Origin of the sequence: Yoonia sp., from assembly GCF_036770585.1 — a bacterium.
In the GTDB taxonomy this organism is placed as follows: Bacteria; Pseudomonadota; Alphaproteobacteria; order Rhodobacterales; family Rhodobacteraceae; genus Yoonia.
Window position 1 is genome coordinate 1 of record NZ_DAIPIW010000063.1, and the last position, 15497, is coordinate 15497.

At 62.3% G+C, this 15497-nt stretch carries 12 protein-coding genes; 6 read left to right on the top strand and 6 right to left on the bottom strand.

The genetic code is table 11. The annotated features are described in order from the left end of the window. Positions 1–1690, top strand: a 1690-nt coding sequence (locus tag V7N12_RS10945; protein ID WP_333714588.1) for a methyl-accepting chemotaxis protein, incomplete at its 5' end; no start/stop codon positions are given. Here V7N12_RS10945 and V7N12_RS10950 read toward each other — a convergent pair. Continuing rightward, on the bottom strand, positions 1603–1875 hold the full coding sequence (locus V7N12_RS10950) for a hypothetical protein (protein WP_333714590.1): 273 nt from the start codon (positions 1873–1875) through the stop codon (positions 1603–1605). The genes V7N12_RS10945 and V7N12_RS10950 overlap by 88 nt on opposite strands. A gap of 1 nt (position 1876) precedes the next feature. Further along, a complete protein-coding gene (locus V7N12_RS10955; protein ID WP_333714591.1) occupies positions 1877–4648 on the bottom strand; it encodes a glutamine-synthetase adenylyltransferase in 2772 nt (923 codons plus the stop codon). A 66-nt stretch (positions 4649–4714) separates the two neighbouring features. Between V7N12_RS10955 and V7N12_RS10960 the strand changes: the two genes are divergently transcribed. From V7N12_RS10960 to V7N12_RS10970, 3 genes are all read left to right on the top strand, one after another. Next, a complete protein-coding gene (locus V7N12_RS10960) occupies positions 4715–5185 on the top strand; it encodes a YbaK/EbsC family protein (protein WP_333714593.1) in 471 nt (156 codons plus the stop codon). Positions 5186–5298: 113 nt separating this feature from the next. Next, positions 5299–5742 carry a DUF2852 domain-containing protein gene (locus tag V7N12_RS10965; RefSeq protein WP_333714594.1) on the top strand — a complete coding sequence of 148 codons (444 nt, stop codon included), beginning with the start codon at positions 5299–5301 and terminating at the stop codon, positions 5740–5742. Between the two features lie 181 nt (positions 5743–5923). Then, on the top strand, positions 5924–6718 hold the full coding sequence (locus tag V7N12_RS10970) for an arginyltransferase (protein WP_333714595.1): 795 nt from the start codon (positions 5924–5926) through the stop codon (positions 6716–6718). Between the two features lie 76 nt (positions 6719–6794). Here V7N12_RS10970 and V7N12_RS10975 read toward each other — a convergent pair whose 3' ends face one another. The 4 genes from V7N12_RS10975 to V7N12_RS10990 form a co-directional block, all read right to left on the bottom strand. Further along, positions 6795–9146 carry a TRAP transporter large permease gene (locus tag V7N12_RS10975; RefSeq protein WP_333714597.1) on the bottom strand — a complete coding sequence of 784 codons (2352 nt, stop codon included), beginning with the start codon at positions 9144–9146 and terminating at the stop codon, positions 6795–6797. Positions 9147–9161: 15 nt separating this feature from the next. Further along, positions 9162–10106 (bottom strand): TRAP transporter small permease subunit, encoded by a 945-nt coding sequence (locus V7N12_RS10980; RefSeq protein ID WP_333714598.1) that lies wholly within the window; start codon positions 10104–10106, stop codon positions 9162–9164. Between the two features lie 104 nt (positions 10107–10210). Further along, on the bottom strand, positions 10211–11296 hold the full coding sequence (locus V7N12_RS10985; RefSeq protein WP_333714599.1) for a TRAP transporter substrate-binding protein: 1086 nt from the start codon (positions 11294–11296) through the stop codon (positions 10211–10213). Between the two features lie 339 nt (positions 11297–11635). Then, complete coding sequence (locus V7N12_RS10990; RefSeq protein WP_333714600.1) at positions 11636–12757, bottom strand: LysM peptidoglycan-binding domain-containing protein; 1122 nt, start codon at positions 12755–12757, stop codon at positions 11636–11638. A 270-nt stretch (positions 12758–13027) separates the two neighbouring features. Here V7N12_RS10990 and yghU point away from each other — a divergent pair, with 270 nt between their 5' ends. Next, positions 13028–13894, top strand: a complete 867-nt coding sequence (gene yghU / locus V7N12_RS10995) for a glutathione-dependent disulfide-bond oxidoreductase (RefSeq protein ID WP_333714601.1) — start codon at positions 13028–13030, stop codon at positions 13892–13894. Positions 13895–13915: 21 nt separating this feature from the next. Continuing rightward, positions 13916–15145: a hypothetical protein gene (locus V7N12_RS11000; protein ID WP_333714603.1), complete on the top strand. Its 1230-nt coding sequence runs from the start codon at positions 13916–13918 to the stop codon at positions 15143–15145. Positions 15146–15497: the final 352 nt, after the last annotated feature.

Below are 15497 nucleotides of genomic sequence, written 5' to 3' on the forward strand. Positions count from 1 at the left end.
GGACCTGCGGCAGACCTATGACGGCTACGGCGCGTCGCTTGCCGGCTATAGCGCGGCGTCAACGCGGGCCATCGAGATCGAGACGACCATCCTTGACCGGATCGGGCCCGCGGTCGCGGAACAACTGGACGCGCTGGCACAGGACATCGTCGACCGCGAGCAGGTGATCGGACCGCAAGGCGCGGCGATCGTGGACCACTTGCTGATCATCCTGCCCGTGGTCGGTCTGCTGGCAACGATCACAGGGCTTGTCGCGGCCTTTCTCATCGGACGATGGATCGGCAGGTCCGTCGGACGGCTGGCCGATACCACCGATCAACTGGCGGGCGGCAACAATGCGGTCGACATCACCGGCGTGGAACATGACCATGAACTGGGGCGCATGGCGCGGGCGCTGAATATCTTCAAAGAGGCGCAGATCGAACGGGCCGCCGCCTCGGCCCAGAGGCAACGGATGCGGGAAGAACAGGACGCCGTCGTCGGCATCATGAAGGCCAAGCTGGCCGATCTTGCGAAAGGCGATATGACGACGCAGATCACCGAAAGCATCGCCCCCGATTATGAAGACCTGCGCGTGAATTTCAATGCGGCCGTCAAGGCACTCGATCAGGCGATTTGCGATGTGGCCGCAACCGGCAAACGGATCAGCGCAACCTCGGAGGTTTCACAAAGCGCCACAGTCGAACTTTCGCAACGCACCGAAAATCAGGCCGCCACGCTCGAACAGACCGCCGCCGCACTGGACGAATTGACGGCCAGCGTCAAACAGGCCGCCGACCACGCAAGATCGGTCGACGCCTCGGTCGACAAGGCCCGCCAAGAGGCCGAACGCAACGGCCAGGTTGTCGCGCAGGCCGTCTCAGCGATGAGCGAGATCGAACAATCCGCCAGCCAGATCGCGCGGGTCATCGGCGTCATCGACGACATCGCCTTTCAGACCAACCTGCTGGCGCTGAACGCCGGCGTCGAGGCCGCACGGGCCGGCGAATCGGGGCGTGGATTTGCCGTGGTCGCATCCGAAGTCCGCGCGCTGGCGCAGCGTTCGGCTGAAGCGGCCAAGGAAATCTCGGCGCTGATCGCCAATAGCTCGCGCCATGTCGAACAGGGAACAGCGCTGGTCGGACATGCGGGCGAGGCCTTGGGCGAAATCATCACGCAGGTCAACGACATCGCCCAGATGACAGGCCAGATCGCGGCCAGCGCCGAGGAACAGGCCACCGGTCTGTCCGAGATCAACATCGGGGTGAACCAGTTGGATCAGGTGACGCAGCAGAACGCGGCGATGGTGCAGGATTCATTGTCCCGCGGCGAAGACCTTGCGCAAGAGACAGCGCGCCTTGGCAGCCTGATGAACAGGTTCGCCATCTCGGGGACCGTGATCGCGGCACCTAGCGCGGGCCTGAAATCGGATGCCCTGGCGCGTGCGATCGAAAGCACGACAAGGGCCGCCGCCCCGCCCCCTGCCCGAAACGTTGCGCCGCAGACGACACACAGCGCCTTGGCGACCGGGACCGAGGGCAAGTCATATTCTGGGAAGACTTCTAGCAGGTCGCGCTGGCCCCCCGCGGCATCTGTAACGGGCAGGCTGGCAACCGGCCCATGTCAGACCAGCCGCCCGGCCCGTCCGCCCTTGCGCCGCGCAGGCCCCGCATCATCCAGCGCCGCCTTCAGCGTGACCATCATGGGATGATCCGCCGGCACATCGGGCGCGTAATATGCAATCAGCGCCGCAACCTCGGCCTTCGGTTCACGGTCCAAAGGCAGCCCCAGCGCCCAATCAAGGAAGATGCTGCGGCATTCGGGGGCGGTGACGCCCTCGATCCGGAATGCCTCGCGGATCAGACCCTTGGGATCAAAAATCCCCACCTCTGCCATGTCACACCTGTCCTTCGACCCTCAGGTCCCGCGCGATGATCGCCCCGGCACGCAATGCGGCATCCGTCATCTGCATGTCCAGTGTCGCGATATCCGGCGCTGCCGTTTCCCGCAAGAGCAGCCGTCGCGCCCCTTCGTCCAGATCGCCGATCGCGACCGCCTCGGATGTGACAAGCCGCAAGGACATCTGCACCTTCCAGAAGAGCCTGCCCGCCCGCGTCAGCACATCCGCATCCGCAGCATCCAGACAGCCGGCCGCGACACCGGCCGCCAATTGCGCCTCGGGTTGCGCATCGGCCGCACCGGCCATCAAGGCCTGCGCTTGCGCGAAAAGCTCGATATCCTGCAGGCGGCCCGCCCCTGACTTGGGTTCGCTTGAGTTGCCGTCGCCATGGGCTGCCTGCAGGCGCCGGCGCATGTCGGCGACATCCGCGCGGATCGCGGGGTTGCCCGCCTTTTCGGCGATGACGGCGCGGCGGATCTCTTCGATCTGCGCCATCAACCCCGCATCGCCCACCACCGGGCGGGCCCGTGTCAATGCAAGGTGTTCCCATGTCCAGGCCTCGGTCCGCTGATAATCCGCAAAGGCCGCAAGCGCCGTTGCCACCGGCCCCTGCCGTCCCGATGGCCGCAAGCGCATATCGACGTCGTAAAGCCGCCCCTCGGCCATGGGCGCTGTCAGCGCCGTCACCAAGGCTTGCGTCAGCCGCGCGAAATAGCTTCGCGTCGCCAGCGGGCGCGGACCGTCGGACCAGTCGATCGCCCCCGCGTCATAGATCATGATGAGATCCAGATCAGAGCCCGCATGCAGCCTTTGCAGCCCCAGCGATCCCATCGCGACCAATGCGCCGCCCCGCCCCGGGGGCTGCCCGTGTTTTTTCGCAAACTCCGCCGTCACCACCGGCCAGAGCGCGCGCAGGACCGCATCGGCCAGATCGGCGTATTGCCTTGCCCCCTCGGCGGTATCGATCAGCCCGCGCAGAAAATGCACCCCGATTCGGAAATGCCATTCCTTGGCCCAGCGACGCGCTGCAAGAAGCTGTGCCTCGTAATCGCCCGCCGTGGCCAGATGGCTGGAAAGGTCCTGCGTCAGGGCCGCGACCCCGGGCCAATCGCTGAAGAAACTGCCCCCGATCACCGCATCGAAGACACCCGCATTGCGCGACAGATATTGCGCCAGCGCCGGTGCCGTCGCGCAGATATCGACGATCAGCTGGGTCAACTGCGGATTGGCCTCGAACAGCGAAAAGAGCTGCACCCCCGCAGGCAACCCGCGCAGGAACCCGTCGAATTGGGCGAGCGCCTCGTCCGGTTTGGCGGCCTGCTGCAGATGGCCGAGGATTTCGGGACGCAGGCGGGTGAAGATCTCGGTCGCGCGCGGGGATCGCAGGGCCGGATAGGTGGGCCAGCGGCTGACCACCTCGCTGCCCCAATCGGGCACCGGCGCATCAGTCGCGGCTTCGGGGGCAAAGAACCCCTCGATCAGATCGTGGACCGCCTCCAGCCGTGTTTCAAGCTCTTGGCGCAGGGCCATGTCCGATGTCCCCATGAAGGCCGCCAGCCGCGCGAAGCCTTCCGCGTCAGCGGGCAGAACCTGCGTCTGCGCATCGTTGATCATCTGCAGCCGATGCTCGACCTCGCGATGGAAGCGGTAGTGATCGTAAAGCTGATCGGCGACGTCTCTTGGCACCCAGCCCGCCTCTGCCAGCCTGTTCAGCCCGCCTTTCGTCGTGCTGTCGCGCAAGCCCGGATCGCGCCCGCCAGCGATCAACTGCCGCGTCTGGGTGAAAAATTCGATCTCGCGAATACCGCCCCGCCCCAGCTTCATGTTGTGCCCTTCCAGCACCAGCGGTCCGTGCAATCCTTTGTGATCACGGATCTTCAGCCGCATGTCATGGGCGTCCTGAATAGCCGCGAAATCAAGGTGCTTGCGCCAGACAAAGGGCGTCAGGGCCTTGAGGAACCGCGCACCGGCAGCCTTGTCGCCGGCACAGACACGGGCCTTGATGTAGGCGGCGCGTTCCCATGTGCGCCCGACGCTTTCGTAATAGCGCTCGGCGGCTTCCAGCGACAGACAGACCGGCGTGACCGAGGCATCGGGCCGCAAGCGCAGGTCGGTGCGGAAGACATAGCCGCCCTCGCGCATGTCCGAAAGCATGGCCGCCATCTGCCGGGTCACGCGGATGAAGGCGGCGCGGACCTCGTGGTAGTCCTCGGGGGCAAAGCGGGTTTCGTCGAAGAGGCAGATCAGGTCGATGTCGGACGAATAGTTCAACTCGCCCGCGCCCATCTTGCCCATGGCCAGCACGACCATGCCGCTGGCATCGGCCGGATCGTCGGATGCTGGCAGGCGGCCCCGCGCGACCTCGGCCCCGACGAGCGCCGTGACCGCCGCCTGCACCGCCGCATCCGCAAAGGTGGTCAGCGCCTGCGTCACCTGTTCCAGCGGCCAGACCCCGCCAAGATCGGCCAGTGCCGCCAGCAGGGCAAGCCGCCGTTTCCCCTGCCGCAGGGCCATCGGCAAGGCATCCAGCGTCTGGGTCGGAATGGTGGCGACAAGCGCGTCGAACGCCGCTTCGGGATCATCGAAGGCCCCGACCAGCCAATCCGCCTCGCGCGCGATGAGATCGGCAAGATAGGGGCTGCATCCCGCCGCCCCCGCCACGACCCTGGCGATCCCCTCGGGCAGCGTCCCGCAACAGGCCAGCGCCGCCGCGCCGCGGTCGGGATCATGGGCAATCGGCGCGCGGGTGATGCGATCGGCGAAATTCATACCGGCAGAGTATTGCGCCCCTGTCCAAGGTCAATCATCAAGAACCGGCCAAGCCAAGAGGAACCGATGAGCAAGAGCCTGAACCGCGTGATCCGCGCGCTTGCGGATGCCGGATTGATGATCACCCCGCTTGAACTGGGGCCCGAAACACGCACCGCACAACAGGCGGCGGATGCGGCGGGATGCGCGCGCGACCAGATCGCCAAATCGGTGATCTTTGCAGGTCAGGACACGGGCCAAGCCATCCTCTTCATCACCGCAGGCGGCAATCAGGTCGATCCGGCAAAGGCAAGCGCGCTGGCGGGCGAGCCTTTGGGAAAGGCCGACGCCGCATTGATCCGCGCCCAGACAGGTTTCGCCATCGGCGGGGTCGCCCCTGTCGGGCATCTGACCCCCATCAGGGGATTCTTCGACCGGCGGCTTTGCGATTTTGCGGTCATCTATGCCGCAGCGGGCACGCCACGGCATATCTTTCCCATCACTCCCGCTGATCTGATCAGGATTTCTGGCGCACAACTTTCTGATTTCACAACGTAATAAATGTAAATGTAAAAAACATTCACATTTTCTCTTGAAATCCCCCGCAAGGTTCCCGATATCGGTGATGTGAAAGACATTCACATTGTCCAACAAGCTAAAAGGAGCCACCCATGACCACCGCCACTTCGCAGACCCCCATGGCGATCGACCACCGCCCCGGTTTCTTTGCCCGGGCCGAGGCTTGGCTCGACGAACGTGGCAAAGGCGCATGGATCGCCGCCATGGTTCTCGGCTTCATCCTCTTCTGGCCGATCGGCCTTGCCCTTCTGGCCTACATGATCTGGAGCAAACGCATGACCAATTCTTCCTGCAAATCCCTCAGCCGCAACATCACGGCAGGCCGGACCTCGGGCAACAGCGCCTTCGACGCCTACAAGGCCGAGACCCTGCGCCGCCTGCAAGAGGAACAGGACAACTTCGAGGCCTTCCTCAAGCGTCTGCGTGACTCCAAGGACAAGGCCGAGTTCGACCAGTTCATGGACGAACGCGCCCGCAAGAACGACAGCCGCGACGTCGCAACACGCGACGACACCACAGGTCCCGCCACCGCCTAAGGCTTGGCCCTGTGCGGGGGGCCGGTTCCCCACCGGCCCCCGTCGATCTATGGACGGGGGTAGCGTCACCCCGAAGGTCCGCTTGCGGCGGGCACAGCAGGGCTGGCACCTTCGCTTGCGCGACCTACTTGGCGAATGAAAATTCCATGCTAAAGTTTCGCGCGACAACGACGGAACCCCCATGAAGCATTCACTGCCTCTTGCGCCACAATTCTATGTGACAGCCCCCCAGCCCTGCCCCTACCTGCCCGACAGGATGGAGCGGAAACTGTTCACGGCCCTGCAGGGCGACAGCGCCACGCAGCTGAACGATGCGCTGTCCAAACAGGGCTTCCGCCGGTCGCAGAATGTGCTCTACCGCCCCTCCTGTGCCGAGTGTTCGGCCTGCATGTCGGCCCGCATCGATGTCAAGAAGTTCAAACCGACGCGCAGCCAGACACGGGTCAAGAAACGCGCGGCCTATCTGGAACGCCGCGCGACCTCGCCTTGGGCAACCGAAGATCAATACGATCTGTTCCGATCCTATCTGGATGACCGACACGCCAATGGCGGCATGGCCGATATGGACATGTTCGAATTCGCAGCCATGGTCGAGGAAACGCCGATCCGCTCGCGTCTGTTCGAATATTCCGACGGCCGGGACCTCAAGGCGGTCTGCCTGACCGATATCCTCGATGACGGGTTGTCGATGGTCTATTCCTTCTTCGACCCGCAGGCCAAACGCCTTTCGCTGGGGACTTATGTGATCCTCGACCATATCCGCGTGGCCAAGAAACTGGGCCTGCCGTATGTCTATCTGGGATACTGGGTGCCCGGCAGCCCGAAGATGGATTACAAATCCAAGTTCTCGGGGGTCGAGGTCTACCGCGCGGGGCATTGGGAACCGATACGCGACAGTGCCGACTATAGCATCGACGTGCATCCCCTGTCTACCGATCCCATCGCCGAACAGGTGGCGCGGATCAGCCTGCCCTGACGCAGGTGACGTGACCCCGAAACGCAAACGGGCGGCCCATCCGGGACCGCCCGTTTTTCATGTCAGGGTCCCCCGATCAGTTCAGAAGATCGGGGATGATCGTCACGACGCCCGGGAAGAAGTAAAGCAGGATCAGCCCCAAAACCTGAATACCGATGAACGGCAAGACCCCGCGATAGATCTCGCCGGTGGTGATCGATTTCGGCGCCACCCCGCGCAGGTAGAACAGCGCAAAGCCGAAGGGCGGCGTCAGGAACGAGGTTTGCAGGTTCACCGCGATCATGATCGTCACCCAAGCCGGGTCGAAGGTGCCACCATAGATGACCGGTCCGACAATCGGGATCACGATGTAGATGATCTCGAGAAAGTCCAGCACGAAGCCCAGCACGAACAGCACCAGCATGACCAGCAGGAAGACCTGCAATTCGCTGTCGAAAGACCGCAGGAACTGCTGGATGTGATGCTCGCCCCCGAATGAGATCAATACGAGGTTCAAAAGCTGCGAGCCGATCAGGATGGTGAACACCATCGAGGTCACTTTCGCCGTCTCCCGCACGACCGGCGCCAGAACCCCGCCCGAGATCAGGACCCAGCAGGACCACAGAAGGCCGAACATCGCAAAGAGGAAGCTGCCGAAGGCGACCAGATAGGCCAGACGGTTCTCGAAGGTGACAACCTCTTGGCCCATGCGCAGATCGAAATTGCCGCCGATGATCAGCATGACGACAATCGCCAGCGCGCTGTAGACGACAATCCGCCCCGATAGCCCCTGATCCTTGCGTTTGCGGTAGGCCGCCAGCAGGATCGCGCCACCGGCACCCAAGGCCGCAGCCGGCGTCGGGTTGGTGATGCCGCCAAGGATCGAGCCCAGAACAGCGACGATCAGAACCAGGGGCGGGAAGACCACGCGCAGGATGTCGTTGCGGCCCAGATAGGTGATCGCCGGTCGCAGCCCGATGTAGGTGACGGCAAGCGGGATCAACAGGATCATCAACGTCATCCCCGGCGAGGTCGCCGCCGAGATCAGCACGATATCCGCCAGCAGGATCAATCCGACACCCGCCATCCCGATCCAGATCGGCCGGTGATCGGCACTTGGCGCAACACCGCGCGCGATGGCAAAGGTCAGACCCAGCAGCACGGCCAGCACGCCCAGACCCGTCCCGATGGGGGCGGCATTGGCAATCGCCTGGACCCGCAGTTCGGCGCGCTCTTCGGGCGACAGCGCGCGCGAGGCCTGATCGCCACCGGCGGCATCGATGGCAGCCTGTTCGGTCACGGCCCGATCCCAGGCCTGTTGCCCGTGCAGCGCGATCATCGAGTCGCGGCATTCGTCACCGACGCGCGTCCGCAAAGAGGCCGCAGGCGTCGAGTCGGTGAAGCTGTTCACGATGATGCTTTGCGACCCCATGATGTTCGTCTGAGACAAACCGATCGCCAGACCGATGATCCCGACAGGCACCGCAAGGAACCATGTAAAGCTGTCGTTGCGGGTGATCACCTCACCGCTGTCGTCGCTGAACTGGACCGGTGGGGCCTTGGACGGGTTGATCAGGGCGAAGATGAAGGCATAGCCCGCGTAAAGCACGGCCAGCAGGATCCCCGGCAAAAGCGCCGCCTGAAACAACGTGCCCACCGACAGCACCGCAGGCTGACCCAGATAGGTCAGCGCGTCGGTGCAGCCATTGATCTGCGCGCGGTTTTCCTGTGCGGCGGAATAGATGTCACCCGCCAGCGTCCCCAGCAGCACGATTACGATCGAGGGCGGGATGATCTGCCCCAGCGTTCCCGAGGCGGCGATGACACCGGTCGACAGTTGCGGCGAATAGCCGTTCTTCAGCATCGTCGGCAGCGCCAGCAGGCCCATGGTGACAACCGTCGCCCCCACGATCCCGGTCGAGGCGGCAAGGAAAGCGCCCACGATCACGATGGACACCGCCAGCCCGCCCGGCAGCGGGCCAAAGACCTTGGCCATGGTCGTCAGCAACTCGTCCGCGATGCGCGAGCGTTCCAGCACGATCCCCATCATGACGAACATCAGAACCGCCAGCAGCGTCTCGATCGACTGCCCCGCCAGCACGCGTTCATTCATCCGGTTGACCATGAAGCCGATATTGCGGTCCAGCGCCGTTTCCCAGCCTTGCGGAAACAGCGGCACCTCGTAGCGCGGCAGGTCTGGATAACTGAAGACCGAGATGGTCTCTTGCCTGACCCCCGAATTCACCAGATCGCGGAATTCCGCGCTCGAGGTATCGACCGCCGCGTGCAGCAGGATGCCCGCGCTATCAAGCGCCGCGATGATCGCGAAAGAAATGACCGCCGCGCCCATGATGGCGAAAGCCACCGGAAACCCCGACAAGATCCCCGCGAAAAGGGTCAGGAACACGATAATGATACCGATTTCGATACCGTCTAATCCGAAAAGCATCTGTCCTGCCCTATCTTAATGAATCTGCGCGACTTTTTCGGCGGTGGGATCGCCAAGCACGTCTTTGTCGAGGTATTTGCCCTCGCTTTCCTCACCCTCTTTCCACTCCAGATAAGAGCGGTAGAAGAATGCCACCGCCTGCAACAGCAGCATCAGCGCGAAGACAACCAGCAGGACTTTGAACAGGAAGTAGGCGTTGAACCCGTTGGGCGAGAAGCCGATGGTCTCGATGTTCCAGCGCAGGGCGCGCGACTGCGTCAACAGCCGGTCAAGCGAGCTTGAGGCCGCAGGGTTCGGCACCACAAGGTGCCGCCACAGAAAGAACCAGCCGTAAAGCCAGATCACCAGCGTGCCCGGGATCATGAAGATCAGCGAGCCAAACATGTCCACCACCCGCTTGGCGCGATAGCTGATTGCGGAATAGACAAGATCGACGCGGACATGCCCGCCTTGCACGAAGGTATAGGCGGCGCAGAGGCAGACGATCATCGCATTGTAAAGCTTCAGCTCTTCCGACCACCAGCTGACGTCCTTGGTGAAGGTTGTGCCAAAGCCGATCCCGATCTCGGCCACGGCGAAAACGCGCTGCATGAAGATGATGACGATCTGTTGCAGCACCATCAGAAGGCCCGCCCAGGCGGCGACACGGCCGACCACATTGGCAAAGCCTTCAAGGCCGCGCACACAGCCCCACATGAAGCTGTTCCTGACCAGGCCCACCGCGGTGACGATCAGGAAGATATTGAAGGTGACAAAGAAAAACTCGACCGAGGCACCGTAATACATGAACCGAGCCAGCGCCTCTTTCTGGGCGTCATCCATCGGCGCGTTGATCGACGTGACCCAGGAGAGCCAGAGACCGGGGTTGAAGATCGCGTAAAAGAAATTGTAGTAGGCCTCGATCATATTGGCGAAAAACCATCCGATCGCGCTCCCACCCCATGATTCAACCAGTCCCATAGGAGTCCCCCGGCTGCAAAGTGTCGCGTCAAATCCGCAGGGCCCCACCTGTCGCGGGGCCCTGCGACGTATCGTTACCGGACCTGACGGTCCGGCAAGCGTCCTTAGCCTGCCTTGATGCGGTTCCGCTGGCGGGTGAAGACCTCATCGGAAATGCTGGTCCAGTTGAAGACAGACTGCGCTGCCTCTTCCTGGCTGGCACGGATGCGCGCGAACAGCTCGTCGCCCATGAACTCGTTCAACGCCTCATCCGAGGCAACGCCGAAGGCGTCCCAGATCTCGTCCGAGAACTGCATGACCTTGACGCCTTGGGACTGAAGGCGGGCCAGTGCGGCACCGTTGTTGTAGTTCGACTGCGACAGCGACCATTCATGTGTCGCATAGGCCGCTGTTTCACAGATCGCCTGCTGCGCCGGTGTCATTTCATTCCAGACGTCGCGGTTGAAGGCAGCCGACAGAACCGAACCCGGCTCGTGCATGCCGGAGGTATAGTAGAATTCGCAGATTTCCTGGAAGCCAAGACGTTCGTCCGCGAATGGGCCGATCCATTCCGCCCCGTCGATCGCACCCGACGCCAGCGCCTGATAGATTTCGCCGCCGGGGATGTTCTGGATCGAGGCACCGGTGCGGCCCAGTGCCAGACCACCGATACCGGGCATCCGGAACTTCAGACCCTGAAGGTCGGCAGCGGTGTTGATTTCCTTGTTGAACCAGCCGCCGGGCTGGTGGCCGGTGTTGCCGCAGAAGAACGACTTGAGGTTGAAGATCTCGCCCAGTTCGTCATGCAGCTCTTTGCCGCCGCCGTGGTGATACCAGCTTGTCATCTCGCCACCGGTCGCACCGAAAGGCACGGCGGTGAAGAAGTAGTAACCTGGGTGCTGGCCGCCGAAGTAGTAATCGGCCGAGTGGTAGATATCCGCCTGACCGGACGAGACGGCGTCGAAGACTTCGAATGCACCGACCAGCTGACCGGCTGCACGCTTTTCGATCGTGATCTGACCATCCATCATGGCGTTGACAACGTCCACGAAGTGGACGGCCGCATCGTCGAATACGGCAAAACCGTCAGGAACGGATGTCACCATCGTCAGCGTGCGGCGACCCTGAGCATAGGCGGGCGCTGCCAGCGTGCTTGCAGCAGCCGCTGCACCACCGACGGCGGAATTCTTTAGAAAGGAACGACGATCCATATAGTTTTCTCCCGGATGAAAAGCTGCCCCTCTCCCTTGAGGCAGCGTTGAAAGTGCCCGCATCCTAGCGTCACCTTGCGGAAGATAAAGCGTTGATATTGGTCATCAGGCCAAAATTGTCTGTTTTTCTTACCAATCCGACCGGGTGTTTGGGCGCTAACAGGGAATCCGGTCCGTTTTTGGTCACTTATTGTGCAATTCCGCCCGATGGACAGGGTCAGACGATTCTTGTGTCTAGCGGCGGGCAAGGTGCCCTTCTGTGGTCCCGTCCGACCACGAAAAACCCCGCGCCTTTGCAGACGCGGGGCTGTCTTGGGGTCCGCCTGGACCGTCGCGGGATCAGTTCTCGACGGTCTGCTGGATGCTTTCACGCACGATGGTGAACCACTCGCCCGACAGACGCAGCTCTTCCAGACCGGCGTTGATGATCGGCAGCGCCTCGTTTGCGAAGGCGTTGTCCTTGCCCACGAAGATATGCGAGGTCACGGTGCCGCGCAGCGCTTCGAGCGTGGTGATCTCGTCGACCATGCCGGCTTGGCGGATGTCTTCCTCGGCGGGCAGGGCGTCATAGGTCATGACATCGACTTCGCCGTTGCGCAGCAGTTCCACGCAGGCTTGTTGCGAAACCGGCTGCACAAGCGTGATGTTCGGCTCGACCAGCTCTGTCGCTTCCATGTCGAAGAGGAACCATGCCTCGGGGCGGCAGACGCGCGCGCCGAAAAGGTCTGCATGGGTCGTCGCATTGGCGTATTCACTGCCATTGAGCGTGTAGAAATCGATTAGAATTTCGTAGAACGCGTCCGAGTGGTTGAAGTTGGTGCAACGATAGGCACTGGCCGGCCCAAGGTTCTCGATACGGTCGCAGTCGGGCTTGAACCACGGGAACACCATGTCCAGCGCCCCAAGCTCGGCCAGTTCGAAATGCGAACCCCAGTCATTGACGAAAGAAATCGTATAGGCCTGATCGGGGTTGCCCAGCTGCATCGAGCGATCGACCATGCGGGTGATCATGCCGCCACCGGGCAGGTCCTCGTCCGAGAACGGCCGGTAGTTTGTCGCGGTGGCGATGCGCAGCGCGCGGGTGGGTTGCGTCGTGACCGGTGCAGGTTCGGTCGAGGCCGCAACGACAGGCGCGGCACCGGTGCCGGGCAAGGACCCGTCGGCACAGGGAATCTTCAGCGCTTGCCCGACCTCGATGACGTTCGGGTTCCTCAGCACGTCGCGGTTCGCGTCGAACAGCAACTGAAAGCCGCCCCGCACTTCGGCGCGCGACGCGATCTGGCTAAGCGTATCGCCCGGCACGACAGTATAGATAGAGCAGGCTTCCTGTGCAGCCGCCTCGGTCGTGGACAGCGTCAGCAGCCCTGCGGATGCGGCCATGACGGCCACAAGACTTGCCGCAGCGCCCTTGGCGCCCAATGACTTGCGCCCCGTCGCGAAATTTTTCGTATGAAGATCCATAAAATTACCCTCGGTTTCTGGTTTCCTTGGGGAAGACTATTCCCAACAAAGAGGCGAAATGTTGACAGAATATAGGTAATCGGCGTTCGCCTGCAGGATTTGTCAACCACCATGACCTGACCATCGACCCGTGACGTCACCTGCCGACCACGGCCAAGATCACCGCGCAGGGGCTGAAATTTTTCGGGCGCGTTTCCCGCAAGACGGTTGCACCCCCTGCCGTTGCGACCCACTTTGGGACAGTAACGCGATCGAAGGAGTGCTGCCCTCATGTCTGAAACGCCGACCTACACCCCGCCGAAGGTCTGGACCTGGAATCAAGCAAGCGGGGGACGTTTCGCCAATATCAACCGCCCCATCGCAGGCCCGACCCACGACAAGGACCTGCCGGTCGGCAAGCACCCGCTGCAGCTTCATTCCCTTGCAACACCGAACGGCGTCAAGGTCACCGTCATGCTCGAAGAGCTGCTGGCGGCGGGCCATGATGCCGAATATGACGCCTGGCTGATCAATATCACCGAAGGCGACCAGTTCGGCTCGGGCTTCGTCGATGTGAACCCCAATTCGAAAATCCCCGCCCTCTTCGACAAGGACACCGGTGTGCGGGTTTTCGAAAGCGGCGCGATCCTGCTTTATCTGGCCGAGAAATACGGCGCCTTTCTTCCCAAAGCGATCGAACCACGGACAGAGACGCTCAACTGGCTGTTCTGGCTGCAGGGGTCGGCGCCCTACTTGGGCGGCGGTTTCGGGCATTTCTACGCCTATGCGCCCGAAAAATGGGAATATCCGATCAACCGCTTCGCGATGGAGGCGAAACGACAACTGGATGTTCTCGACCAGCGGTTGGAAGAGTCCGAATACCTCGGCGGCAGCGATTATTCGATCGCCGACATGGCCACCTGTCCATGGTATGGGGCCTTGGTGAAGGGCCAGCTCTATGAGGCGGGCGCGTTTCTCGATGTCGGATCCTATGAACATGTGAACCGCTGGGCGGATCAGATCATGGCACGACCGGCCTACAAGCGGGGGCGCATGGTCAACCGCGCCTTCGGCGATCCGGCAGAGCAACTGCGTGAACGTCATGGTGCCAGCGATTTCGAGACCAGCACCTGGGACAAGATCGGCGACGGCCGCTAAAACGACAGGAGTGACCCCGCCTTGCGCCTGACGCTTGCTTCCTATGGGTTGCTCACAGGGATCGTGCTTGTCGTCGTTGTGCCGTTCCTTGTCGCGGTCAGTTATCGGGCGGAGCAGCGCCAACCCGACCTTTCGCCAGAACGGATCATCGCAGCGTCCCAAGGTGCTTTCGCGCCTGCGATTCCACCTGCGGAAGACCTTGCGGTCTTGGAACTGGCGGCGGAACAGGGGATCGCGCTAGCCCAGAACAACCTCGCTGTAATTCTGCTGCGCACCCGTGACAGCCGGAACCACGACCGCGCGGATCGTCTGCTCGAGGCTGCGGCGGCGCAAGGGCTCGTGCAGGCGCGCTACAATATCGCCTACCGCATCCCATACCGTTTCAATACCGACCCCGCGCTGGTGGAACGGCAGATCGACCTCTTGCAACGGAATGTGGCCGCAGATGACATACATTCGATGGCGCTATTGGCCGCAAGGCTGGGATTTGAGAACAGAGAGAGATTCGTCGAAGACAGACAGGCCGAACAACTCGCGCTCCTGCAAAATGCAGCCGCAACCGGCGATCCCGATTACCTGTTCCTGCACGGGGCCGAGCTTGTGGACCGCGTCCGCAATATGCCTCCATCCGACCATTCGCCCGCACGTCTTGTGGTTATGGAACTGGCATTGGAGGCCTTCCTTGCGTCATTTGAACAGGGCGAGCCACGCGCCGCACAGCGCATCTCTGCGATGATCGCGGAAAGAAACGTGGGGGCCCTCACCGACCGGCTGGCGGCGATGGGTCTGCCGACAAGCGACCTCGAATGGCTCGACATGGCGGGACAAGCCGGTCTGGCCTATGCCGACTGCCACTATGCCCGCAAGGTCTTGGGCGATCTCTGGCCGGACGATCTAATGACAGAGCCGCTGTATCGGATCAGTGCAGGCATTGTCCAAGACGCCCTGACCCATCCGCCTGAGCGGCGGCAGAGGGCACTTGACCTCGCCGAGGCCTGCGCCACACCACCGCAAATACCCGAGTTTCGCCCCCGCGCTTTCGGTCACACCGCCCTTTATCTGGCGAAACATCGGGGCGGTTGGCCCGCCATAGGCGACAGTCGCGGTCAGGCAGATGTCATGCTCGGCGTTATCGCCGCCCTTGGCGTTTTCGGACCCGTCGATCGCGAGAAAGCGGCGTTCCACTTTGACCGCGCTGTCCGTGTGCATGACTATCGGGGTGGCGTCGGCTTTCTTGACAGGTTGGACTGATCCAAAACCACGCTCTGAAAGAAAATTACGAATCCGCCCCATTTGGCGACATTTTCTCCAGATGGGCGGTTGACCCCCCTATCCGCCCGCACTAATGTCCGCGCAGACGAAAGGACGCCAGATGACCAGCATCGTACTAGTGGTGAGAAAAGCGCGCATGGGCCGGTAACGGTAAAGCCATAATGCTCCCATGCGCCCCCGACAAAATCGGGGGTTTTTTTGTGACAGATGACAACAGATTGCGACAGGACGCGAATGAGATGAGCAAGACCATGACGGGCGCAAAAATGGTGGTTCAGGCCCTGATCGATCAGGGCGTGGACACGGTGTTTGGCTATCCCGGTGGTGCCGT

Coding starts and splice junctions, on each gene's coding strand:
- V7N12_RS10950 (WP_333714590.1), bottom strand. CDS start 1,875: ATGGCAGAGGTGGGGATTTTTGATCCCAAGGGTCTGATCCGCGAGGCA.
- V7N12_RS10955 (WP_333714591.1), bottom strand. CDS start 4,648: ATGAATTTCGCCGATCGCATCACCCGCGCGCCGATTGCCCATGATCCC.
- V7N12_RS10960 (WP_333714593.1), top strand. CDS start 4,715: ATGAGCAAGAGCCTGAACCGCGTGATCCGCGCGCTTGCGGATGCCGGA.
- V7N12_RS10965 (WP_333714594.1), top strand. CDS start 5,299: ATGACCACCGCCACTTCGCAGACCCCCATGGCGATCGACCACCGCCCC.
- V7N12_RS10970 (WP_333714595.1), top strand. CDS start 5,924: ATGAAGCATTCACTGCCTCTTGCGCCACAATTCTATGTGACAGCCCCC.
- V7N12_RS10975 (WP_333714597.1), bottom strand. CDS start 9,146: ATGCTTTTCGGATTAGACGGTATCGAAATCGGTATCATTATCGTGTTC.
- V7N12_RS10980 (WP_333714598.1), bottom strand. CDS start 10,106: ATGGGACTGGTTGAATCATGGGGTGGGAGCGCGATCGGATGGTTTTTC.
- V7N12_RS10985 (WP_333714599.1), bottom strand. CDS start 11,296: ATGGATCGTCGTTCCTTTCTAAAGAATTCCGCCGTCGGTGGTGCAGCG.
- V7N12_RS10990 (WP_333714600.1), bottom strand. CDS start 12,757: ATGGATCTTCATACGAAAAATTTCGCGACGGGGCGCAAGTCATTGGGC.
- yghU (WP_333714601.1), top strand. CDS start 13,028: ATGTCTGAAACGCCGACCTACACCCCGCCGAAGGTCTGGACCTGGAAT.